This window comes from Leptospira haakeii (assembly GCF_002812045.1).
Classification (GTDB): Bacteria; Spirochaetota; Leptospiria; order Leptospirales; family Leptospiraceae; genus Leptospira_B; species Leptospira_B haakeii.
This window is the reverse complement of sequence record NZ_NPEG01000010.1, coordinates 104,746-129,843: the sequence shown is the minus strand read 5'-3', so window position 1 is coordinate 129,843 and position 25,098 is coordinate 104,746. Positions and strand designations below refer to the sequence as shown.

18 protein-coding genes are annotated in these 25,098 nt (G+C 40.0%); 5 read left to right on the top strand and 13 right to left on the bottom strand.

Annotated elements, in window-relative coordinates; genetic code table 11:
• Positions 1-115: 115 nt before the first annotated feature.
• The 3 genes from CH377_RS19800 (at position 116) to CH377_RS19705 (ending at position 7,114) form a co-directional block, all read left to right on the top strand.
• The gene (locus tag CH377_RS19800; protein WP_482793299.1) at positions 116-5,962 is read left to right on the top strand and encodes an RHS repeat-associated core domain-containing protein; all 5,847 of its coding nucleotides are present in this window, start codon (positions 116-118) and stop codon (positions 5,960-5,962) included.
• A 5-nt stretch (positions 5,963-5,967) separates the two neighbouring features.
• Complete coding sequence (locus tag CH377_RS14780; protein WP_100724535.1) at positions 5,968-6,354, top strand: hypothetical protein; 387 nt, start codon at positions 5,968-5,970, stop codon at positions 6,352-6,354.
• A 583-nt stretch (positions 6,355-6,937) separates the two neighbouring features.
• The gene (locus CH377_RS19705) at positions 6,938-7,114 is read left to right on the top strand and encodes a hypothetical protein (protein WP_165780515.1); all 177 of its coding nucleotides are present in this window, start codon (positions 6,938-6,940) and stop codon (positions 7,112-7,114) included.
• A gap of 9 nt (positions 7,115-7,123) precedes the next feature.
• Here the strand turns inward: CH377_RS19705 and CH377_RS14770 are convergent, their stop codons facing one another.
• The 7 genes from CH377_RS14770 to CH377_RS14740 all read right to left on the bottom strand — a co-directional run bounded on the left by CH377_RS14770 (position 7,124) and on the right by CH377_RS14740 (position 12,794).
• Complete coding sequence (locus tag CH377_RS14770; RefSeq protein ID WP_100724533.1) at positions 7,124-8,248, bottom strand: glycerate kinase; 1,125 nt, start codon at positions 8,246-8,248, stop codon at positions 7,124-7,126.
• Positions 8,249-8,293: 45 nt separating this feature from the next.
• Entirely contained in the window at positions 8,294-8,950 is a 657-nt protein-coding gene (locus CH377_RS14765) for an OB-fold protein (protein WP_165780514.1), read from the bottom strand.
• A gap of 197 nt (positions 8,951-9,147) precedes the next feature.
• Entirely contained in the window at positions 9,148-9,924 is a 777-nt protein-coding gene (locus CH377_RS14760) for a LamG-like jellyroll fold domain-containing protein (protein WP_100724531.1), read from the bottom strand.
• 141 nt (positions 9,925-10,065) lie between these two features.
• Positions 10,066-10,884 carry a sulfite exporter TauE/SafE family protein gene (locus CH377_RS14755; RefSeq protein WP_100724530.1) on the bottom strand — a complete coding sequence of 273 codons (819 nt, stop codon included), beginning with the start codon at positions 10,882-10,884 and terminating at the stop codon, positions 10,066-10,068.
• A gap of 4 nt (positions 10,885-10,888) precedes the next feature.
• Positions 10,889-11,326 carry a DUF6691 family protein gene (locus CH377_RS14750; protein WP_100724529.1) on the bottom strand — a complete coding sequence of 146 codons (438 nt, stop codon included), beginning with the start codon at positions 11,324-11,326 and terminating at the stop codon, positions 10,889-10,891.
• Positions 11,323-11,748, bottom strand: a complete 426-nt coding sequence (locus tag CH377_RS14745; RefSeq protein ID WP_100724528.1) for a YeeE/YedE family protein — start codon at positions 11,746-11,748, stop codon at positions 11,323-11,325. Before CH377_RS14745 ends, CH377_RS14750 begins: the two co-directional genes overlap by 4 nt.
• 5 nt (positions 11,749-11,753) lie before the next feature.
• Positions 11,754-12,794: an MBL fold metallo-hydrolase gene (locus tag CH377_RS14740; protein ID WP_100724527.1), complete on the bottom strand. Its 1,041-nt coding sequence runs from the start codon at positions 12,792-12,794 to the stop codon at positions 11,754-11,756.
• A 189-nt stretch (positions 12,795-12,983) separates the two neighbouring features.
• Here CH377_RS14740 and CH377_RS14735 point away from each other — a divergent pair, with 189 nt between their 5' ends.
• Entirely contained in the window at positions 12,984-14,138 is a 1,155-nt protein-coding gene (locus tag CH377_RS14735; RefSeq protein ID WP_100724526.1) for an adenylate/guanylate cyclase domain-containing protein, read from the top strand.
• 37 nt (positions 14,139-14,175) lie between these two features.
• Here CH377_RS14735 and CH377_RS14730 read toward each other — a convergent pair whose 3' ends face one another.
• Positions 14,176-15,027 (bottom strand): helix-turn-helix transcriptional regulator, encoded by an 852-nt coding sequence (locus CH377_RS14730; RefSeq protein WP_100724525.1) that lies wholly within the window; start codon positions 15,025-15,027, stop codon positions 14,176-14,178.
• Between the two features lie 99 nt (positions 15,028-15,126).
• Here CH377_RS14730 and CH377_RS14725 point away from each other — a divergent pair, with 99 nt between their 5' ends.
• Complete coding sequence (locus CH377_RS14725) at positions 15,127-15,972, top strand: class I SAM-dependent methyltransferase (protein ID WP_100724524.1); 846 nt, start codon at positions 15,127-15,129, stop codon at positions 15,970-15,972.
• Positions 15,973-15,995: 23 nt separating this feature from the next.
• On the opposite strand, the gene mgtA is transcribed toward CH377_RS14725, so the two are convergent.
• The 5 genes from mgtA to CH377_RS14700 form a co-directional block, all read right to left on the bottom strand.
• Positions 15,996-18,521, bottom strand: coding sequence for a magnesium-translocating P-type ATPase (gene mgtA, locus CH377_RS14720; RefSeq protein WP_100724523.1), 2,526 nt, complete (start codon positions 18,519-18,521; stop codon positions 15,996-15,998).
• A 98-nt stretch (positions 18,522-18,619) separates the two neighbouring features.
• A complete protein-coding gene (locus CH377_RS14715; protein ID WP_100724522.1) occupies positions 18,620-20,908 on the bottom strand; it encodes a glycoside hydrolase family 5 protein in 2,289 nt (762 codons plus the stop codon).
• A gap of 330 nt (positions 20,909-21,238) precedes the next feature.
• Positions 21,239-22,291 (bottom strand): zinc-binding dehydrogenase, encoded by a 1,053-nt coding sequence (locus tag CH377_RS14710; protein WP_100724521.1) that lies wholly within the window; start codon positions 22,289-22,291, stop codon positions 21,239-21,241.
• On the bottom strand, positions 22,281-23,315 hold the full coding sequence (locus CH377_RS14705; RefSeq protein ID WP_100724520.1) for a VOC family protein: 1,035 nt from the start codon (positions 23,313-23,315) through the stop codon (positions 22,281-22,283). Before CH377_RS14705 ends, CH377_RS14710 begins: the two co-directional genes overlap by 11 nt.
• 122 nt (positions 23,316-23,437) lie before the next feature.
• Entirely contained in the window at positions 23,438-25,063 is a 1,626-nt protein-coding gene (locus CH377_RS14700; RefSeq protein WP_100724519.1) for a 7TM diverse intracellular signaling domain-containing protein, read from the bottom strand.
• Positions 25,064-25,098: the final 35 nt, after the last annotated feature.

Sequence of the window (25,098 nt, the reverse complement as noted above, 5' to 3'; positions counted from 1 at the left end):
GGATAAATCCAAAGATGGAATTGGCCGAGGTAAGGTCCAACTTCTTGTTGGGGATTATAACGGGGATGGAAGAACCGATATCTCTCTTTATGATTCCCGTAGTGGCAAATGGATCGTGGGAGAAAATCATCGTAACGACGATAAATCGGACCCGATCTACTTCAAACTACAATGGAAACTTTATAGACAGTTTAGTGTAGCAGAAGACGCACTTTTTAGTAACGATCGTTTCTCGGGAGATTTTACCGGAGACGGATTTTCTGATTTTCTATTATTTAATCGTAATACTGGAGAATGGACCTTAGGCGAGACTGGGAACGGTACAATCAATTTCCGGATCTGGTCTACAACTCCTCAATTCAAACAAATCACTCGTTGGCTCCAGGGAGATTTTAACGGGGATGGAAGAACAGATATAGGATTCTTTTCTGCAAGTGATGGAAAGTTCTGGATTGGAGAAGCTACCAATACCGGATTCCGTTATAAGATCTATAGTGATATGAATTATGGTCCTGATCAGAATAGAGTCATGAAAACTCCTCTTCCTAAAGACGAGGCCAAACTAGAGAAAGGTTTTGCATCTATTCCGATTTTAGGAGGCACAAAGTCTCTCCTGTTAGATTATGTTTACGATGGGAACCAAACTCCAGGAAAAGGTGAGATCGCTTATGCAGGATGTTTTACCGCGGATGATTGTTCTGCTTCTCCTGAACTTTTACTTTTTGATAGAAATGCAGGAGTATTCAATTTAAAGAAAGGAACAGGTTACACTTCCGGAGTACTTACTTCCTTCTTACCGGAAGCAACCGGAGTCGCCACTCCTTTTGGTGGAAGGCCTGATCGATATACTAAATCCACTAAAGACGAAGTTTTGTATTTTAAGAAAAACGGAAGTATGAATCAATTTTTTGTAGTTCGTAACTCCAGCGGCACAGCATTCGAAACCGCAAATCTAGCAGGTTTTACGGATGCTCAAGTAGGGAATTTTAATATTTCAGAAAGTGCTTATGTGGTGGATAATTTCGAAAGTGCTTCGTACAAATCCGTACTTATTCTAGACGACCAAGCCACTGCCGGAACCGGCAGATTTATTCTGACGAGTCAAAATGGAGTGAAGGCCCTTGCTCCTGCCGGAGACGTTATTGCTTCTTATCTATTAGGGAGATTGGATCAATCCGGGAATTCGGGTACGGACCGGTTGAGCAAAAACCAATATAGTTTTTTCTCAGGGGACTTCACAGGAGTAGGCAAAGCACAGATCCTACTCGTGGATAGAAGTGGAAGCGTTCATAATTGGTATTTAGGAACTCTAGACATTTCCCAAAATAAGATCCAATTCAAAAAACTTATAAATCCTCCGAACCTTCCTTTTGCTTCTGCGGAATTTGATTCTATCAATGCTGCAGGAATTTCTTATGGTATAGTTCCGGAAACCACCGGCAATTCTATTCTGATCGGAAAAGCAAGCGGAGCAAATATTATATTTTCAAAATATAGGATTTCCGGAACCACTTACTCCGTTACAAGAACGCAATATACTGCAGGGTCTGCAGCATTCAATGGACTTTTTGATTACGAAGGAAATCCAATCCTGAACCAAGGCGGAGATAATAAAATTTACGATATCTCCGCAGACAAAGTTATAACTCCAAGTGGAAACGTAATCACTGCTAAACTAGATCGTCCTGATCTTATGACCAAGGTTTATGTATTCAGATGGATCCAAGGAGATTATAACGGAGATGGCCTCACTGATATAGGAATTATTCATCTAAAAGAACCAACTTGGTATTTTGCAATGTCAGACGGGATTGTTCCTGACGTTATGCAAACCGTGAAAAACGGGATCGGCGGAAGTTACGAATTCGAATACACTGATTCTACTAAATTCGATAATACTGGTGGGGATGGTGTTCCGGATCTGCCTGGATCATACCGGGTTTGTACAAAAATCACTGCGGATGACGGCTTTAGCAATCGGATCTTCAAAACTTATGAATATAGTAACGGGTATGCATTCTCTGCTTTCATCAATGGTAAGGTCGAAAAGGACTTTTTCGGGTTTGGGAATTTTACCCAGAAAGATCCGTATGGAGTAAAGACAACTCACTTATACAATAATATCCCATATTCCGATTTTAGAATGAACCGTGCTTTGGGTGGAGCGGAAAAGGAATCTCATATAATCGGTGCGGATAACCAGGATTATGGATCTGTTTTACGGACTCATGATATAAAAGTAGTCGATGCAGGAGGAGGACTTTCGAGTTATCTCGTTCTCCCGGTAAAAACGGAAAAATTTCAGAAGGAAACGAAAACTGGCACATCGGAATCTACTTTCCAGTTTAGCGGGTATAATCTCACCAAACAAACCAGCTCGGATACGGACTGGTTCTCAGATGGAGCCCATTCCAGTACTACTCAAATTACGATTACCGATTTTGAGACAATTTCTACAACCAATCAACTCAGAGCGAAAAAGACAGTGTCTTTGGCTGCATCAGCGAATGAAACGACCACAACTAATACATATGATTCTGTCGGGAACTTGATTAGGAAACAAACCAATTATACAGGTTCGGGACTTGCAGCGGTTTCTCCTAATATTACCGAATACACTTATGATTCTTTGGGGAATACTCTCTCTGAAAAAAATGTAAGCGGTAATCCGGCAAGAGGAATGGAGTATGTTTATGACAACGAGCTTAAAATTTTTGTAACAGAAAAAACTAGTTTTGGAGGTTCTATCCGATTCCGGACTCAGTACCAGATCGATTATACCTCTGCCTTTGGTTCTCCTATCCAAACCACAGATCCAAATGGAAATAAAACCAATTACGAATACGATGCATATGGTCGTTCAGTCGTGACCAAAGTGGACACCGACGAAGGCAATAAGGTCCTTGCAACCTATTCGTATAATTCTTCTTTTCCTTTAAGTGCTAAAAGTGTCCTACCTTCTGGCGGTTGGGATCCTGATTTTGCCGCAAGGTCCTATGTCGATGGGTTGGGCAGGGGGATTTATGCAGTCAAAACTGGCTCTGAAGGTAAAACTATTCGAACAGGTCGTGTAGTCTATGATGGGGCAGGAAGAGTTTCCAGACAGGGACAGTCGGATTGGGCGGACTCAAGCGAGCTGGATAATTTCGCACTACATCTGGAGGAAAAGAATCCTACAATTTTTGAATACGATGCTATTGGTCGGGTTAAAACTTCCACTTTACCATTAGCACAAGGAGAAACCGAACCGACCGTTCTTACTGTGACATATAATGATCCTTACGAAAAAATCGAGATCCATAGTTCCGGTACAAGAAAACGCACCGTTCAGAATGGTAGGAAACAGTTACTGTATGTGGAAGATTCGGGAGGAGACGGAATTGTCGCGCAGATTGGATTCTGCTATGATCTTGCAGGAAATCGTATTAAGAAATCCGATTTAAACGACGGATCTTCTCTAAATTGTAGCGATGTATCTACCGGAATCAACCAAAAGGATATCTCCGGAAAGAACCAAACATACTGGGCATACGATGGATTTGGAAGGGTTAGGGTTCAAAGTGATCCTGATTTTGGGGTAGAAAGACACGAATATAATGCTTATGGTGAGCTGACTAAAACTACCGACGCAATTGGTCGAGTGACCACTCTTATTTATGATTCGAGAGGCAGAGTGATCACAAAAAAAATGCCGGAAGGGGAAATTTATTATACTTACGATTCTCGGTCAGGAAGCGAGAATGCTCTCGGTCAGCTCGTTCTGGTAGAAGACCAAAATCAAACTAAAACTTTCAGTTATGATAAGTTAGGCCGGGTTAAGAAAGAGACACGCGCCTTCAAAGAAATCCCTCTCCAAAATAGTGATCTTCCTTACATTACGGAATATGCATATGATCTGCTTGGAAGAGTGACAAAAATTGATTATCCGGCTCATCCGGTCAATCATACACGCCTTAGGGCATGTTATTCTTATGGAAGTGCAGGATATATCACCGGAATTTCTGTACAAGTGAATACAAACGGCATCCTACCGGGGCTCTGTAATAAAACCATTGTAGAGAATATCACTTACAATGAATTCGGGCAGACTTCCGCCTTTACTCTAGGAAACGGAATCGAGACTAAATATTACTACGACGAGAAATTAAGAATGGTCCGTCTGAATTCTTCCGGAGTCATCGACGGTTACAGTGAAACTCTACAAAACGCAGTTTATAGTTTCAATAGCAAGAACAATATTACGAGTATTGAAAATACCGGAACTAGATACCAGACCAAATACGATTTTGCTTACGACGGATTGAGCCGTCTGACCAATGCAAGTGGATTTTATACAGAACCTGCTGATGCCTATTCTAAAAAATACCAGCAAAGCTTTGCCTACGCACAGAATGGAAACCTAACCGCTAAACGGATCCATAATCCTGCAGACGGTGCAATTACCGACGAAAGGATTTACTTATATAATAATCATCAGGCCAATTATATCGATTCCTCCAAGTATGGAAGTGGTACTGTGACCATGACTTACGATGGCTCCGGGAACATGACTACCCAGAGAGATGCTGTCTTAAATAAAATCAAAAAGATGGAATATGATTCTGACAACCGGGTCATACGGATCCGAGACGAGAGTAATTATACCATAGGGCGTTATTGGTACGACGACGGTGGATTCCGGATTCATAAAAGTGCACTTATACCCGACGGTGCCCAATACAAACACCAGGAGATTTTATATCCTAGCAAGTTTTACGGGTTAGAATACATGGATGAGGAGAATGTACTTCGATCCATTAACAATATTTATTTGAACGGTGTGCGGATTGCTGCTCTAAACGAAGAAGGAACGGCTGCCTATTATCTCACCGACCAGGTGGACTCTGTATCTCACGTTCTGGATGACCAAGGAAAAACACTCACTCGGATCCAGAATGATCCATATGGAGATAACTTTGTCCAAAGAGGAAATCAGGCTTTCTCTCCTAAGTTTAATTCTCAAGAATTAGACCAAGAGAGTGGATTCTATTTTTATAATGCACGTTATTATGATGCGAGTATTGCAAGGTTTGTAACTGCGGATTCGATTATTGATGGGGAAGATAGTACTCAAGGATGGAATCGATTTTCATACGTAAAAGGGAATCCGATCAATACGAAGGATCCAACTGGACATGAAGGAAGTAAGTCCAATTACAAATCTTTAGAGTCGGCGCCTATAAATGTTATTGGAAGCCGAAATCCGTCTCCTTCTAATGGTGATAGGGCTTGGGCTTTTGGAAAAGGACTGCTTAAGGGTGCAATTATCGGAGGAGTTTTAGGATTTGCCGGCGGGGTTGCTTTAGGTGCATTGAGTGTAGTCGCAAGTCCCGCTATTGCCATCGCCGTTGGTATTGGTCTCCTTGGGTTTGGAATTTATGCGATTGGATCGGAGATTCATACTCTTTGGAAAGGTGAAGAGGATGGGCGGAAAATAGGGGAATTAGAGACCTATGAACGTTCCGGAAACCTAATAGGAGGTACTTTGAGTGGCGGTATCGGGGCTAAATTCGGCATTAAATGGGGGGCGAGCAAAGTTGCAAAACTTAGAATGGGAACGCAAGAAACGAGCCCAGGTAATTCTCCTGCAACTGGAGAGGCCGGTGGTGGTGCATCAGGTGCCAATTCTAGATTTTCACAAGTGCCAAAATCATCAGAACTCAGAAGTTGGGCGAAAGAGCAAGGATACGAAAAGTTAAGTCATGAAAATGGAATTGAGCAATGGGGTATAAAAGGTAAAAACGGTGAAAAAGGAGATTGGAGGCTGAAATTGAAGGAACCATCGAAGTATGAGAATATTCATCCCGATAGTAAGCAGCATAGATTTTCCGCTAGGACTGAATCAGGAGAATACTTTGATCCAACAACAGGGAAGACCGGAACTAGGGCAGAGTATGGCCATATGCCACTTGATCCCGACTAAATATTATGCAGAAAGATAACCTTCAGCAATACCTTTTTATTGATTGTATATTGGTGGATTTTTTTTTGAGTCCGACAGTTACAGACTTAATAGTAATTACGGAGGCCTATTACTCAGAAGTTTTAAATAGTATTCGAAAAAAAGGCCTATTGAAAGTTACTTTTGAACACCTAGTTGAGGTAAATATTCGAAAAACAAGTGAATTTGATCACGATCTTTCACTACCGTACGACCGTAAAGGCGATCACGTTAAAGCCAATGAAATGTATGTGATGGATATTTTTAATTCTGATGGAGAGGACATATTGTCTGGGAAATTGGATTCAGATATGTTGCATGTGGAAGTAAAATTTAGAAGTTTACAGATCGAGGAGTTAGGTGAGATTTCTTGAATTCCTATCGTAATCTGCTCCTTTATATTCAAAACAATTTTTATGCGATGGATTTGTCAGCTTTTCGAGCTCAAAGTAATTTTGACTTAGTTTAACATAACTTACTCTTGAGCCTTGCTTTTTCCGATCGAAACTTAACGAATGCTATCATCTTAGGGCTAAAGTCAACACAAGCGATAATCAAATATAGAACGACTTCTCAATTCTCTCTCTCTCTCTTTAGGACTACTTACCTATAATCATCACAACCTTTTCTCCGTAACACGGACGAAACTTTAGGCTTTCCGAGGTGGTTTGAATTTCATTTGTAAAATGAATACATTTAGAGCTCTTCATTTTACGTATTTTGAATGAATGAACAAGAACGGCGGCGATTCCGTCCGAGGTAAGTAGGATAAAAAAATAGGGGCAAGAAAAAATTCAATGCTTGTGAAATACCGTGGGCGATCAGCATAGGAAATGAAGCATGAAGGATCATATTATGGTTTCTCTAGTGCAAAACTTGGTAAAAATAAAATTGTTGGCTCTGACTATAAGCCATTACCAAATGATAAAGCCAATATAATACCAAATGGGCAATAAAGTGAAAGAAATTGAGCCTAAAGATTTATACAATCTCTATTCTGATATGCTGAATAGGTGCAAGATTGAATTGCTTTCTGCAGATGATGAGGCAATTGAATACGAGATGTTTGAAGAATTTGATATTGAAGCAGTCTCTTTTCTTCACAAGGAGGCATTGCTAATATTATCGCCTTAAATAAAATTTTTAGACCACAGCCAAAGCTCTCGTAACAGCCCTGGACAGCTCATCAGTCGCTACTTTACGTGACGGTACAATTCCGTTAGTCGAAACTGCTATTGTCTTGGGATAATTGGCTGCCTCCAATTTATCATGATCAACCACGGTTCCACTGACTACCAAACAATCTGCACCAACCTGACGGCAGAGGTGAACCACTGCATCCACAAGTTTGCCTGTCAGAGTTCCTGCATCCGTCTTGCCTTCTCCTGTTAGGACCAAATCGCCCGGACGGATCGTATTAGCTAATCCGGATTCCTCCAAAAAGAAAAGAGAACCCGAGCTAAGCGTTACTCGATTTCTTGCCATTCCGAGAAAAGGAAGTGCAATTCCTCCGCCTGCACCGACTCCATTCGGCCAATCTGTTTCACTTTGTTTGGAGAACTCCGCCCACAAACAGGAGAGTTGTCCGAGTCCATCTTCCAATAAAGTCACATCGTTTGGTGTGGCACCTTTCTGAGGACCAAACAATTTGGCGGCGCCTGTTGGACCTAACAGAGGATTGGTAACGTCCGTAAACATTTTAATATTAGCTTCTATCGAGGTAAATGAAGCGGGAGGAATAAGCCTTCGTGCATTTGGCAAATTTCGCAGAGAATGCACCAGGTTCCCTTTAGGGTCCAACAACTGAAACCCGAATTCTAGTAAGATCCCTAATCCACCATCGCATACCGCTGTGCCCCCGAGATACAAAAACAAATTCTTTTTTTGCTGAGCTAACATATGCAGAACCCAGCGACCAAGACCACTGCTTGTGCGGTCGAGAAGAGGAAGTCGACGATTACCTCTAAAGTTTAATGAAAGTAGTCGTGCAGATTCGAAGTAGGCATCGGTCTCGCTAGCTAAGTAACAAACGGAACGTTTGAGTCCGCTCGCGTTGGGAAGGATGTCTGCCCGAAGATTCAGCTTTGGTCGTAATGAGTGAAGGGTGGCAAGACTTCCTTCGCCCCCGTCTGCCAAAGGGAGTTCGAGTACCTGTACTGCCTCGCCCCAAGCAGAGCGAACGCCAGAGCACATTGCACTTGCAGCGCGAGTTGCACTAAGAGTCCCTTTGAATTTATCGGGTGCGATGAGGATACGGTCGTAGCGCATTTACAGTCCAGCCGATCTATGAGCTAATCATTTTTATAATGGATCTTAGTCGTAGATTTTATCTTCGTTAGTAAAATATTCGGAGATTGTACATTCTCTTAGTTCGATCTTTACAAACTCTTTTCCAACTAGCTTCCCTGTGATATTTATTCTTTGGCCTTTTTCTAATGTTTTTGCAATGCTTAATGCTTCAGGCAGTAAAAAACATTTTAAGAATTCGAAATCAAGCACGTCTCCCGTTTCTTCCGAGCCTGAAAAAGCAACGTATGGGTGTCCTAGCAAATCGGTTTCGACCTTCCACACATTTCCATTTACTCCTATGATCTTACCTTGGAGTTCGGAGGATGCTCTTAGAGCATTTGAGTCAAACTCAGATTTTAATTCTGCAAAATCATATTGAGGATATTCTAAAGTTGTCTCATCGAATTCAATGAGGACCAATTTCTTTTCAATTTTTTTAAATTTCCAAATAACTTTAAGATATGGGTTTGAAGGATTCTCACGTATAACTACTCCCAAGATGGACCCTTCGTTTCTCTCTCCTATGATTTTCATAGCACAGAATCTTTGTGCATAGAATTCTCCATTCTTAATTAAAAAATCCGCTATTTTCTGTTCTTTAGCTTCGATTGATTTTCCTGGAGTTTCCGTGTCTTTTTTTGATTGATTTACGTTTAAGAAGAAATCCTTTAAAAAGGGCATATCTTTTTTGCATGATGCGGAAATGAATTTTTGAACATATTGAGTTGCGTCCGAAGCGTTAGCTTCGATGGGGGAGTTAAGTAGAGCGAGTTGCAGGATGGCCATCATCCAAATCATTTGTGAATACTTCATGGAGATTATTTTTGAAAACTCCTATCTTTGGTCTATCTATTCTTACGTTATCTTAAATTCGTAAATTAGAAACCGAAAAGTATCGGAGGAACAACTCTGTCGTAGACCCTGACTTCGTCTATAGTTACTACTTGAGATCCTCCGCCTAACGTGCCATATCCTAGAGTAATAGGGAAACCTGAAGTCCAAGGGACCATGCTTGGATTATATACTTTAGAGTCTACAAGATCGTTTCCGATGTATAGGTCGGCCCTATTGTTCGGAAGATCCCATGTAAGAGTTACATTATACCATACATCCTCTTGATAGTCTTTGCAAGGGCTGATATTACTGACAACGCCGGTACCTCCGTTTGTACTATATGCTCTGATCTGTAAACATGATGAGTTATCAGCTAACTGGAATCCTAAACCATCTCCTGCTCCCATAATTACTCCGGGTGAAGGTTTGAATTTTCCTTTTACCCAAGCGCTAAGAGTAAACGATGAAGATCCAGATAGGATCGGTTCTCCTCCCTGGCCGGAATCATGCCATGAGTCTATGCCGTCATAAGAGTATGCGCCGTTTGGCAAATTGTTATGATCGAAAGTAAGAACAGGCCCTACAGTTCCGAATGCAGTTAGATGTAATATTCCGACTTTATCATTCGCATCCCCATCTAAGGGCCAATAATGGATGAGGCCGACATTCATAGTTCCTACGATTGATTTCGCAATACTGTCCAGGCGATCGTCTTCGTCTGAAGGGAGAAGTGCATTCGTAAGTAGATACGTTCCGCAATTTTGAAAACCTAACATTACGAATAGAAGTAAGATAAGCGGATGCGGGCGAAAGTTAGGCATAAATAAGTTCTTAACTTTGACCAATTGTTCTATCAATGTAAATGCAACGCAATCAATATCGGACCGGAAATAGTAAATGTATTCGTAATATTGAAGACTTATTGAAGTCTATATCCTGGATCCAAAATAGAAATTATTATATTAAATAGGCAATAGCAACCTTAGCCCTTGATCCCACAAGATAAAGGAAGCGATAATTAACGCAAAATAACCGAAGCCACTTTTCAGGGATTTTTCACTCATTTTATGAGAAAGTTTCTGCCCTAAAAACATTCCCGCAATTCCCAAGGCACAAATGGTTAGAAGTAACGGGCAATTTTCAATTTGCACCGATCTGAAACTGATTCCGAAACCGAATAGAGAATTTGCAGCAATAATAACAAGTGACGTGCCTACTGCTTTCTTGATTGGAAACTTGAGTAAGATTATAAGTGCAGGAATGATTAGAAATCCTCCTCCTGCTCCTACAAATCCTGTGATCATACCAACCATCAATCCTTTGATACCAATCGATAAGAAATTAGCCGATGAGGTATTCAGTCTGGTTATTTCTAAAGGAACAGAGCTGTTGGAACGAATCATTGTCCAAGAACTAAAAACCATTATGATAGAAAAAATGATCATTATAAATAAAGGTTTGGTTAATGTGATCCCGAAATTTGAAATTATGATATTCGGGATTGAGGGAAGAAGGAAGTTTCTCGCAATATAAATGCCTATAAAGCTTGGTGCCGCGAAATACGTTCCTATTTTTATGTTGATATCCCCATTTTTTGACTGAATGATTGCTCCGGCCAAGGCGGCTATACCCACTACGAAAAGAGAGTTTGTTGTGGCAAAAATTGCGTCTTGTCCGAAAAAATAAAAAAGTATGGGAACTGTGAGAATCGAACCACCTGCACCGATCAGGCCGAGCATAGTTCCCATGAAAAAGGAAGATATATATCCTAGGATAAACATTATTTTATTCTAATTTACTTTTAAGATTAGTTTTCCTATCCAGGAACGAAAATAATAACATTCCTGAAATTATACTGACAAAAACGATAATTGGTCTTGTTTCAAAGCTTGCGAGAGTAGTGACTGAAACGGTCGGACAATAACCACCCAATCCCCAGCCAATCCCAAAAATCAAACTACCAATGATTAATGCAGGAGTGATCTCTTGGCGGGTCGGAATAAACCAATCCTTAGAGAACATTGGAGTTTTTCTTTTTCGTATCAATTTGTAAGTAATGAAATGAACTCCTACCGCTCCAGCCATCGTGAAAAGTAGGGTAGGATTCCATTTTCCGAATATGTCTAAAAATCCTATAATGTTTGCAGGTTGTAAAATTCCAGACAGACCGAGGCCAATGGCGAATAATAAACCTACGATGAGTGCTCCAATATTATATTTCATATAAGTAACCCAGTCTTTCTCAGTAATACTACTGCTGCCATTCCAGCGGCCATGAATACGATTGTTGCTACTATCGACCTAGGAGAAACTCTACTTACTCCACAAACTCCATGTCCACTTGTGCAACCTCCTCCTAACATTGCGCCGAATCCTACTAGTACTCCTGCAATCGAACCGATCCACGCTTTCGTTTGTAGTTCAGCTGCTAAAAGTTCTGGTGCTGTGATTTTTAAAGAAAGTCCGCCGATTAATAATCCGATTATAAAATACCATCTCCAGGCTATATCACCTTTAATCGGGACCAATACTCCATATACAATGCTACTGACTCCGGTTACTCTTCCGTTCCATAAAAGCATTAAAGAAACAGCGATACCAATCACCACTCCACCTACAAGGCCCATTACCCATTCTGTTGCCATTTTTCTTACCCCTTGGGCAGGTATTTCTCATTCCAATTCACCATCCCACCTGCCATATTGGATGTGAATTTATAACCTAAACGTATACTTTCTTCTGTAGCTTGTTTTGAACGTTTTCCACTTCGACATACAAAGATGATCTCTTCGAAACGATCGCCTGTTTCTAAATATTTTGTTAAATCAGGTCCTAGCGTTACAAGTTGAGAAGTTCGAATATGTCCCAACTCCCCGTGAAATTCTTCAGGAGAACGCACATCTATGATTTTTATATTTCCAATTTTCTTAAATACGTCTTCATTCAATACAGTAGGAATTCCTGATATACTTAGAGGATTCATTGTTCTTACGATTTCTAAACTTCCACATCCGGTATTCGCCGGTAATGCTAAGTGCATTTTTTTAGGAGTCGTAAGTTGTAATTCTTCCATGATCTTTTGGAATTCTTCTTTTGAACGGTTTCCTCCAATCCTTGGGTTTAATTTTTTTTCTAAGCCGATTGTGGTGCTTGTTAAACCTTTATAATCATGTGCCGGATAAACCTTTGTTTCATCCGGTAGGGAGAATAGTTTTTGAGTAATGCTATCGTATAGTTTTGCGGCAGATCCGTCCTGGAAGTCCGTTCTGCCAGTTCCTCGGATCAGGAGTGAATCTCCAGTAAATGCCATTCCTTCGAATAGAAAACTCATACACGCGTTGGTATGTCCTGGAGTAGCGATCGCTTTTATATTTTTGTTTCCAAGTGGAAGAATACGTCCGTCTTCGAGTAGGATATCCACACAATCGATTTCTGTTAATGCACTGACCGCTGTTTGGGCCATAGTGTTTTTACGGATCTCAGAGGCCCCAGTGATATGATCTGCATGTATATGGGTTTCTAGGATATACATTAGATAAAGACCTAATTCCCTGATCAGTTTTAGATCTCTATCTACGGTTTCCCAAACAGGATCTATGATTGCCGCTTCCTTGGTTTCCGTATCGGCGATCAAATAAGTGTAAGTGGAAGATTGGATTTCGAATAGCTGATAAAAAAGAATATCTTTCATTTCTAAATTTTACCCTCCGTAACGTGCATATACATCAATATACGACACCATGATTTTAAGACCTTGTATAATCCTGCAGACAATTAGAAAAAAATTTTAGAGTTGATCCGAATTTTTTAGAATTTTGCAGGATTATACAAACACAGGATCTTTTTTCATCAGTCGATTAAGGAAAGAGAGTGAAAAGAAATGAGAACAAGAGAGCGAGATAAACTTCACAAAGATGGGCTAATTAATTTTTCAATGGCGTTTACTGCTGCGGGATTTTTATGGAGCTTTTTATATTTTATATTAGGTTTTCCACAATCTGCTTTGATCCCGGGAGGTTATGCGGTCTTAAGTTTGTTAAGCCTATTTTTTGTTTTTGTCACGGGTAAGTATTTAGCATTTAGATTTCTCCAATTTTTATTTATCCTAATACTTCCTGTACTTTTACAATTAAGCCTAGGTGGTTTTGAAAATTCCGGAGCAGTGATTATATGGGCCATACTTTGCCCGCTTGGAGCATTATCTTTTGCTCCAATTCGCCAAGGTTTGGTCTGGTTCGGATTATTTCTGGTCGTTTTGGTTTTAACCGGATTCGCTGAATTTTATCTACATCTACCTGTACCTAAGGTGGAACGCAATATGCAGATATTGTTTTTTGTGATCAATATTGTTGGAGCAGGAACACTTACTTTTTTCAGCTTATACTACTTTATTTCTAAGAACAAACAGGAGCACGATAGAGCTGAAAATCTCCTTCTGAATATTCTTCCGGAACCTATAGCAGAAAGATTAAAACGAAATCCATCCACCATTGCTGATGGATACAAACTGGTTTCTATATTATTTGCGGATATAGAAAATTTCACGGTGATTTCCCAGAAGGTATCTCCTGAAACTTTGGTACATTTTCTGAATGATGTGTTTTCCCATTTCGATCTTCTGGCTGAAAAATACGGAATGGAAAAAATCAAAACGATAGGAGACGCGTATATGGCGGTTTCCGGTATTCCGATTTGGAATGAAGATCACGCAGCAAACGCAATGAAAATGGCTATCGAAATGCAAAAGTTCGTAAAGACATTACGTGATCCTTCCGGAAATCCTTTGAGGATGAGGATCGGTATCCATTCTGGGCCTGTTGTTGCAGGTGTAATCGGTAAGAAAAAATTCGCATACGATCTTTGGGGTGATGCTGTGAATACTGCTAGTAGATTAGAATCTCACGGTGTTCCGGGCCGGATACAGATCTCTGAAACAACCTACGATCTACTCGAAGATACTTCTCAGCTAGAAATTCGAAGATTAATAGATGTGAAAGGTAAGGGAGAGATGAGAACTTATCTTAGCTATGAATAGGATAAAATTTTAATATTCCTCTTATAGATCATAATTGTTAAGCTTCTGCGTAACTTGCAGGCACTTCTATAAATGATTTCAGATGTCTTGTACTTCTGAATATTTCAGAAGGAGGTAATCCGAATGTGGCACGAAAGGTTTTAGTAAAATGAGCAGAGTCGAAAAATCCTGCACGATGAGCAGAATCTGTATGACTCATTCCATGTAAAAGAGAATACACAGTTAACTTAAGTCTGAACCAAGTGCGAAAAGAATGAAATGGGATACCAATCTCTTTCTTAAATTGATGTTCCAGATTGGAAACAGACATACCTGCAAATTCTGCCAGATCTTTTGCTGAATGATCTTCATGAGGCATTGTGGTGATCAATTCTACTATCTTTTGGATGCGAGGATCGACCATTCGAATATTGTTTTCCACGATCGGAGGAATCTGATTTAATAATTCTAATATAGCTTCTTCTGAGCCTGGCTCAGTAGATAGGACTTGGTTGACCGTAGTGAATAATTGCTCTTCTTCCCTTAAAGAAATAAAGATACCGTCTGTTTCACTTTCTAAATTAGATGCTCTTAAGGATTCGTAATTAGGGCTACTTAAGTCCATAAAAAGTAATACACAGAACTTTCCCGAAAATTTGATAGAATGATCTACCATCGGGGGAATGAGTGCAGAACGAAAACTAATCCAATCGGAATTATTTAAAGAAACCTGGAATTCTCCATCTAAACTGATACAAACTGTTGCTGCAGCTCTTCGACGTAAGGTTAGATCGGGGAGATGACCCGCAAATAGACAACGACTTCCCCAAATACAAATCCTTTCCTGTCGATCGAGTGAGTGTGAATTAATTTCCATAGGTTGCAGAATTATACAAGTAGCTTTCATCATCTGCAAATATAATCATCCTGTCACTGAGAATTTATTCTACCGGATATTGGGTGGAAGGTTGGAAAGAACATACTACTTTATAATAGGATCTACACTTATATGATAAAACAGACCTTAGAATCTAAAACAGAAAATCCAAACAAGATATTATGGGAGAAGGGTGATTTTACTGAGATTGCTCGATTGATGCGTAAGTCAGGAGAAGAGCTGGTAGCAAATTTAGAAATTACGTCTTCAAAAAGGATTTTAGATTTAGGATGTGGGGACGGAACTACAGCGATCCCTCTTGCAAGAAGCGGAGCAGAAGTTCTTGGGATAGATATTGCAAAAAATCTTGTAGAAGCAGGTAATAGGAGAGCAAAAGAAGAAGGCCTATCCAATTTAAAATTCCAAGAAGGAGATGCATGTAATTTACAAGAAATCCCGGATCATTCTTTTGATCTAACTCTTTCAGTGTTTGGAGCGATGTTTGCTCCAAAACCATTCGATGTTGCAAGTGAAATGGTGAGAGTTACAAAACCTGGCGGTCGCATCGTGATGGGAAACTGGATCCCGAACGATCCTAATTCATTTGTTTCTCAGTTATTAAAAATAAGTGCTTCCTTCTCGCCTCCGCCACCGGAAGGTTTCGTAAGTCCTATGACTTGGGGAATGAAAGCATACATTATGGATTATTTCGCTAAAGCAGGGGTGAAGGCAGAAAAAATCTCCTTACTAAAAGACACGTATAGTTTTATTTCTCCCGATAAAACTCCGGAAGATTTAATAGAATCATTAAGAAAATATTATGGTCCTACTATGAACGCTTTTGAATCTGCAGAAAAAAATGGAAAAGTCGATATGTTACGTGCACAACTGATCGAACTTGCAAATTCGCAGAATCGAAGTGTCGATACTGGAATTTCCATCCCTGCTACTTTTTTGAGAGTGATTGTGGATCTATAATAAGAAAATTTATATCGGTTCTTTTATCTTTCTTTTTTATAAAAGAAAAATTTTGCAAATTCTGCAGAGCCAATGTACATCACTATTATTCCAAGTAAATATCCGTAGAACAATAACGGCAAATGGCTAAAGCCGAATGTTTTTGCTAATGGAAGATAAGGGATTGCAAATACGAAGCAGATGCAGAGTAGGGTGGCGCCTAATAGTAATTTACCCGGTTTACTTCGGTAAAAAACGTTTTTAGTACGGATCACGAGTACGATTAGACTTGCGGAAACGACTGACTCAATAAACCATCCGGTTTGGAATTGGGTTTCGTTCGCGCCTAATCCAAATAATAATAAACCGAATGTAGCGTAATCGAAAAGGGAACTTAGGAAGCCGAACATCAGCATAAATCTTCCGATAAATTTGATGTCCCATTTGCGCGGACGGATGATCCAATCTTTATCTACCTCGTCCGAGGCGATTGTCATTTCAGGTAGATCCGTTAGTAAATTTGTCAATAAGATCTGCTTAGGTAGAAGCGGGAGATAACTTAAAAAAGCAGAGGCTCCTGCCACACTGAACATATTTCCGAAATTCGCGCTGGTGGCCATAAACACGTATTTTAAGGTATTTGCAAACGTTATGCGCCCTTCTTTCACTCCATCCAGTAAAACCGCTAAATTTTTTTCTAATAGGACGATATCTGCTGCTTCTTTTGCAACATCTACTGCGGAATCAACGGATATTCCCACATCCGCGGAGTGGAGTGCAGAAGCATCATTGATCCCGTCTCCAATATACCCGACGACATGACCTGCTTTTTTTAGGGCTAATATGATCCTTTGTTTTTGATTTGGTTCTATTTCAGCAAATACATCCGTTTCTTCCGCCTTTACTCTTAAGGCTTCTTCTCCGATACTTTGTAGTTCTTCCCCAGTAAGTACCGTTCCGTTTGAAATTCCTACAGACTTGGCAACCTGCCCAGCAATCCATCTATTATCGCCGGTAATCATTTTTAGACGAATACCCAAGTCCCCTAGGTTACGGACTGTATCTTGGATGCCGGCTTTTGCAGAATCTGAAAAAGCTACAAATCCTAAGAACACCATCGAAGTTTCGATCTCATAATCGACCGGATCGTTTTCATGAATCTCCTTAATAGAAATCCCGATCATCCGATATCCATCCCGACTAAAAGTTTCATATACATTTTGAATAGATCCTAATTCTTTAGAGATGGATTGGATCTGCCCTTGTGGGTCTATATACCTATCACAAATTTCTAAAAGAGGAGTGCAGGCACCCTTACAGATAGCGACACGTTTTCCTTCTATCTCAGCGATCACTGTGATCCTTTTTCTATGAAAATCATAAGAGAGTTCTCCCGATTTAGGGATCGTATCAGCCGAGATCGGCCATACTTTACTAATAGCTAGATCCATCGGGTTTTGAAAACCGCTTTGTAGGTTGGAGTTGATCGACGCGAATTTTAATACTTCTTGGTTTGGATTTCCATTTGGATCTATGCTTGTATGTACTTGGATAACGCCTTCCGTTAAAGTCCCCGTTTTGTCTGAACATAGTACATCCATACTCCCGAAGTTTTCAATTGAGTTCAGACGTTTTACGATTACCTTTTTCTGGCTCATTTGTTTGGCGCCTTTAGCCAAATTAATATTGATGATTGCAGGTAATAATTGAGGTGTGAGTCCAACAGCGATTGCTAATGCGAATAAAAAGGAATCTAAGATCGGTTTTTCTAGTAATATATTGATCCCTAAGATTACTAATACTAAGCCCAAAGTGATTTCAAGTAGAAGGTTACCGAATTTTCGGATCCCTTTTTCGAAATCGGTTTCAGGCTTTCTTTCGTTCAATCGTTTATAGATCTCTCCGAATTGTGTATTTTTTCCAGTAGCATATATAAGAGCTAAACCGGAACCACTAACTACATGGGAACCCATGTATAATAAATTTGATCGTTTGGATAACGCAGTTTCTTCAGGTAATGGTCCTGTTGTTTTTTCTACCGGAAAAGTTTCTCCGGTAAAAGCGGCTTCGTCTAAAAACAATCGGTCCGAATTAATAAGATAGGCATCCGCAGGTATGATATCTCCGACTCTTAATCGGATTAAATCTCCAGGCACTAAAGATTGTGAATCTAATTCGGATTCTACATTACCACGGATTGTAGACGCGTTTAATCTAACCATGGACAATAAGGAATGTAGTGAATCGCTCGCACTCTTTTCTTGCCAATAACCCAGGATACTACTTAATAAAACGATACATTGGATGATGATCCCATCTGTTGGGTCGCGTAGAAACCATGATAATGCTGACGCAAAAAGTAAAATGATAGTGATTGGGTTTGCAAATTGTCTTAGGAATAGTACAAACCCGGCGACTTTTTGGCCGGAGCCGAAACTATTTTTCCCGTATATTCCCAAACGTTTTTTGGCTTCGGAAATCTCGAGACCGCTTGGCCCGGAACCGATTTCAGAGAACATCTTCTCCGAGGTATAAGTCCAGTAATTGGGGGATATTTTCCGGGATTCCATTCTCTTAGGTTGAGATCCCCGGATACTTAGAAAAGTACTAATTCATTCGTAAAAACCTCCTCCGCCAGAAGGACTAGCGGAGGAAAGTTTGATATTTGTTATCTATTTTGAATGGTTACGTTCTCAGTTTTCACATAAGAAGTATCAAACCACCATGCGCGAACTTCCATAGGACGATCCGCTTTATCTGGCGCTATATTAAAATCTAATGAGAAGTTAGTGTATTGGCCCGGACCTACGAACTCGTTTCTATAAACGTCTCTTCTTGCCAATACTTCTTGACCGTCATAAACATCTATCGTAACAATCTTATCGTTATTCGCGTTAGTAACATCTACTAACATGCGGAATACGGCACGTTTATTACCAGTTCCCCAACGACCTCTGTCGTAAGGACCATAGATAATATGATCTGCCCAATGATCAGCTGTAGTCACTACCCAAGCATCACCTTCTGCGAATCCAGTGCGGTGAGAAAGATTTTTTGCCTTATATACTAAAGGTAACTCTCCACTCAATGGAGAAGAACAGCAGAGTAGTGCAGCTCCGCCTCCGTCTCTTTGTGCAACCCCAGCTACATATTCAGTATCCGCACATTGTCCTTTATAAGAACCTGGAGCCCAGTCTCCTCCACGCTGAGAAGAGCGGCTATCTCCTCTGTCGAACCAAATAGTGCGGCAAGAGTTAGCTAAAGGGACTTTACTGTGTGCACAAAGGATACCACTAGTTCCCCAGGAATGTTTAGTCGCTCCTGCAACATAGTAGTCGTTAGGACATTCGTATTTTGTGAATCCGCCTGCCCAATCTCCCGTGCCATGGTAACGAGTAGTAGTTTCATAAACTGCCTGAACATTAATCGCACGGTCTGCATGCCAAAGTTTTCCGTATTTTGTATCACTACAAAGTGCTCTTTGGTCACGGCTTAAACCTAATAGACGTTCTCCGTCAGGACAAGTTCCTTTGTTTGCACCTGATAACCAGTCGTTATCGATTGTACTTACGTTATCATCTACACCGTTAAATCCGATCTTGGTCAAATGATCTACATACGCAACGGATCCGGTTTTACCATTGAAAGCAAGAAGACGATCCATATGTTCATCACGCCAGTTGCCTCTTTTGGTTTGAGACCAATCAGAAGTTACAAGTCCCCATTCATCTTCTCCATTCAGAGGCCAGAATGCAAAATCAAGATCCTTCTCGATTAAATAATCCACGAGTCTTTTGAGCCATTCTCTATCTGCAGGATTTGTTTCTCCTGGAGAAGCTCCGAATTCACTTACCCAAACAGGAGCAGTAGTAACTGCATCGGGATCAGTAACATATCCCCATTCGTCTGTGATGGTATTTCGGAATGTATTTAAATCCATATCCTTGTATTTGATATTTCCGCCGGATGTTCCATCGTCACCGTTATGTTTAGGTCCGATAAATCCGTAGTTATGAGCGGCATAAACAAGTTTGTTTACGTTACGAATATGAACTTGAAGATCTCTAACAGGTTTTAGGTGAGGGCGTTCTCCCGAACCTAAGATTGGGATTGCTCCCCACCAGTTGATACCTTCTACAACGATAACCAAGTCTGGATTTGCACGTAAGATATCATTTCCTGCTTCCTGAGCTGCCTTACGCCAATCATCTATATTATTCCAACCCCAGTTAGGGCTATTAGGTAGATGAGTATCGTTAAAACGTTGAGTGCGCACTTCGTTTCTAAGGTCCGCAGCAGCGACTAACTTATTATTTTTATAACGATTTACTAAGAACACCCAATCCGCTTTCCACATTTCAGGAGTTTGGTTATAAGCGAAGGAAGATCCTGTATGATACCATTGACCATTATAGTCAAAACCGCAACACCACTCTGAAAAAGTAGTATGGTTATTTAAAACAACTACGATCCCTGCAGCAGTTAAGGCAGCGACAGTCTCGTCATAGATCTGTAGGGCTGTCTTTCCGAAAAACTGTGGGTTAGCCGCCACATATTCATTCGGGACGATGTTTGCGTCATGAAGCATTATATTAGAAAAAGGCAATCTAACCGAGTTAAAGCCCCATTCTTGGATTAGAGAAATGATATGAGAGATAGGTTGTTTATCCAAACCTCCCACTACTTGACGAGTGTCACTTGCTCCATACCAGTTCACCGCTTTTAATTTGAAACGGTTATTATTCGAATCTACGATGTATCTTCCGTTCGTACTCAGAGGAACGACCGGAGGATTAGTAGCCACTACAAAAGCTCTGACAGAGTTGTAAGTGGACTTCGCCGATTTAGAAAGTGAGAACGGTAAATACGCTTGGTCTGTTTCAGGGGAACAACTTGCTAATATAGCAAATACCACTGATACAGAACAAAAAATTTTCATTTTCCTTCTGTTAAACATTTTGAATTCTCTCCATTGAATTCCCAATCAATCACGATAGTTTTTTATATGTGTGGGGGATATTTAACAGGGCATACTTATAAATCGTTTATTTTTTCCGAAGATTCTATTCTATATATGAAGTTTTTTCTTTTTAAAGCGTTCGTTATAATAAAAATATTGAACGAACAGTCCATATATTTAAACCTATTTATTACGAAATTTGTTGTATTATAAATATTTAATATATTTGATTTGATATATAGGGCGCCTCTTCGCTAGCGCTCAGACCGGGCTATTCGCTCACATCTGCGCCTCACCACTATCATGTTGCGGCGCAGGATGACGCTACTATCCCTGGCGCGTACTTGATTCGCAAAGGATCTGTATCTTGCCGTCAGTCATATTTTGGTTATAAAATGTGTATGCCTCTGCGGCTTCTTCCAACTTGAATTGGCGTTGTATCTTGGGTCTAAAAAGACCGTTCACATTCTCGATCACTTCTCGCGATAGTAAATATCGCGACGGAAGAGAGAGTGCATTGATATAGTATTCAATCTCGAAAAATTGGACTTTCCAACCGTTGAATAATTTCTGAGGTTGGAACTGCATGGGGCCGGTATTAAAATAACCATACATACAAAGGGTGGATCCTTGGGGCATAGATCGGACAAGTGTCAAAGGCATTTCTCCCCCGATACAATCGAAACCGTATGTGCAATTGACTTCTTTACATAGTTCTGTAAGTCGTTTTTCGAAATCTGGATCGGATTGATTTAATACGTATGATGCACCTTCTTCTTTGCAGATCGAGATCTGCTCCTCTCTGCGAACGATTGCTATACTTTTTAGACCGTATTTATGTGCGACACGCATCGTCATTCTGGCAACTGCTCCTGCCGCAGCGGTAATAAAAAAATATTTGGATTCGGATGCTTTCGCACATCTTGCCATAGCAATCCCTGTAATGGGATTTGCAACTGAGGAGGCTGCTTCCTGGAATTGCACGTCATTAGGAAGAACGATCAATTTTAAAGCCTCTGCCAAAGCGTATTCCGCAAATACTCCGCTCTTGCTATAAAAGGCAACTCTTTTGCCCATTCTCATTTTTCCGACGATCCCTCCTCCGTTAGCTACTACTGTTCCTGCTGCTTCAAAGCCGACCCCTCTAGGATAAGGATAATCAAAAGTAGAACTGTATACTCCTCGGATATGGTAAAGATCGTTCGGGTTCATAGAGCCTCGATCCACCTTTATGAGAACCTGTCCTGGGCCAGGTTTTGGCAAATCGATAGAAGTAAGTTGTAAGATTTTTTTAATCTCATTTGGATCAGAGAGTGCCTCGTTAGGTAGTGGACCTAATTGGCGGACCGCTTTCATTTTTTGGGGAAGATTAATTTTCATGGATTGGTTTTTTCGAAGCTAGATTTTTTTGGGATACAAGTATAAGATTACCTTCTGGATCTTTGAATATTGTGGTATTGTCTTTCTCTTCTAATAAAACCCCACCTTCTTCCAGTATTTTTTTTACTGATGATCGTAAATCGGATACTCGGAATCCTACCGCAATTCTTCCTGTATCAGATTTATCTAATGGGCCTATTTTGCTGAATTTATTGTATGAGAATATCTCGAATGTGGGTCCACCTTCTTCGTATCCGGGGAGGGGAAGATGACGTCCTTTTACTTCAATTTCAGTGAGTCCCGTTAGATTTTCTATAAAGTTTCCCTTATAGTCTCTTTCGAATCCTGTGGCATTTGTTTCGAATATCTTGCCGTAAAAAGAAAGAGTCCTGATCCAATCCTTGGAATTTATATTTACGTGAAGGAATCTGATCTTATCAACCGCAGGAGGGTCCAGTTTAAAGTAAGTCCTTACGAATGAATTTAGGCTGCGAAAGATGGTGCTTGGGCTAAGTGGAGTTGGAAATGGAATATGGACCTCGAATATATTCCCATCCGGATCTCTGCCGTAGATTGCCGGGACTTTTTGTAAGTCCTCGAAACGACTATCAATCTTTCCTCCGTTATTTTGGATTGTTTGGATAAGACCGGGAACATTATCCGTTTCGAAACAGATATGAGCGTAGCCTAGATCATTCGCTGCGAATGTATCTAGATTCTTTTTTTCCGTTTTTAATATGGTAAATAATGGTCCTTCTCCTTGATAATCAGGAGTTCTAAGAGTAATAATGGAAGAAAGCGGATCGCTTAGGGACCAACTAGAGTCGTTCTCCGCTTCTTTTGCTTGGAATACATTTTTATAAAAATTGGAAAGACGTTTCGGATCGGAACTCCTGAAAATTACAGTTTCAAAAGAAAGATCTGAATTTGTGATTCTTTTGTATTCATGAGGAGAAGGAGTTAAAATCCACCAGATTATAATTAAAAAAAGTACGGAAAATAGAACGATCAGAAACTTCTTCATTTATAACCAAGGATAGCATAAACATTTTATCCTTGGCTTGAACGAATCCGGTATAAGTGAAAAAAATTGTCCCCTGAACAACTGATTCACATTTCTTTCTTAAGAAGAAGGAAGAATTTTCGTTAAGTTAATTCAAACATTCTAAATTGTCTTGGAGTTCGTCCGGTGATCCGTTTGAATTCGGCGTTAAACGCAGCCTTGGACCCGAATCCTGATTCATAAGCAATTTCTAAAATATTCCATTCAGAGTTTTCTTTTAATAGTTGGATCGAATGTTTTATTCTATAATAAGATAATAGCCTTGGAAATGTGGTATTCAATTGAGTATTACATATTTCCGAAAGTTGGTGAGGATTTAATTCCAGCCTTGTAGCAAGAGTAGCTAAGGAAAGATTTTCTTCTTTAAATATCATTTCTTGCGTAAATAATCTTTCTATTTCTCCCAATATCTCATTTACATTTGTATTATGGATCTTACTTCTGATGTATTTAGAAGTTTTTCCGTCTGATGTCTTGGATTTTTCTGTCTTAAGAGAAAATTCAGATAACCGATCCATTGCTGTTTTCATTTCGATCTCTAATATTTTTCTTCTTGAATCTATGTTTTTATATCTTTGGTAGATACTCGCCGCAAAAAATATAACTTCCAAGGGTAGTGCCCAAACTGGCAAGTAAAAGCAAATAGGATTAGGTGGAAGAATTCGCATGATCCATAATATATATACGAATGCTGCCGAATAAAATGTGCCCCATGTGAGAACGAATGTTAAAAGATGTTTTTGTCCTTGAACTAGCATTCTAATCGTAACGATTAAAAATGCAGGGATCCAAATCATATAAATAAGGGAGAATACTCTAGAAAATAATTGGTTCCAATCCGAAAGCACTGAAGCAATTGAACTTAACGCGGCAAAAATAAGTATGGCGATCGCAATTTTATCAAAACGAGGGAAATGAGATCTCAAATCCACAAATTCCCTGAAGAATGCAACTCCAAAGAATAAGGTGCATGCCTGACTGAAGAAGAATCCATGATTGAGCCAATAGGGAATTTCTGATAAAAGAATCCTAGGTGCGGAAGAATACATTAGGCTAAAGTTCATTGTTACAAAAAATATATAACCTCCGTACCAAAGATAGATTTGGTCTTTGAGGGTAAAAAAGAAAAATAAAGAAAACAAACATATCGCGAGCATGAACCCTGCATAAAAGGAGGTGTACATGGTGCGGTCATTGGTTTTGTTTCTGGCTTCTTCTTCAGATAAGATAAAGAAAGGAATACGAACTAATGAACGAGTATTGATCCTTACTAGTATTTCTTTGTTCCGAAGAAGTGGAATACTCGGGTAATCCAACCAAGCAATTTTCCATTTGCTTCTTTCTAAAATCGCTCCTGCCTGACCATACAGGTTCCAGTCGCCTCTATCATTTTCTAAAAAGAAGTCTATATGAGTAAGAGTAGCCCATTCTAAGACCATATAACATTTTTTTTCCGCTGAAAAGGGTTTACTCTGCAGTTTGATCCAAATAGTACGATCGGTATATCCAAGATCAATATATGGCTGGTTTAGATCCTCAAAAGTTTGCGAAAACGCGAGATTCGGATCTCTTTCTTCGCTAAGAGTTGTTCGAATCTGTAAGGTCTCAACGCTACAATCTGCTTCCTTCTCCGCTTGGTTTGAGGACTTACAAGCGCTCATCGAAAGAAGCAGGATCAATAAGTATACTTTATATTTGGATCTCCACATTCACGGTGAGTTCTTTCAGATATCTAAAAGATGGC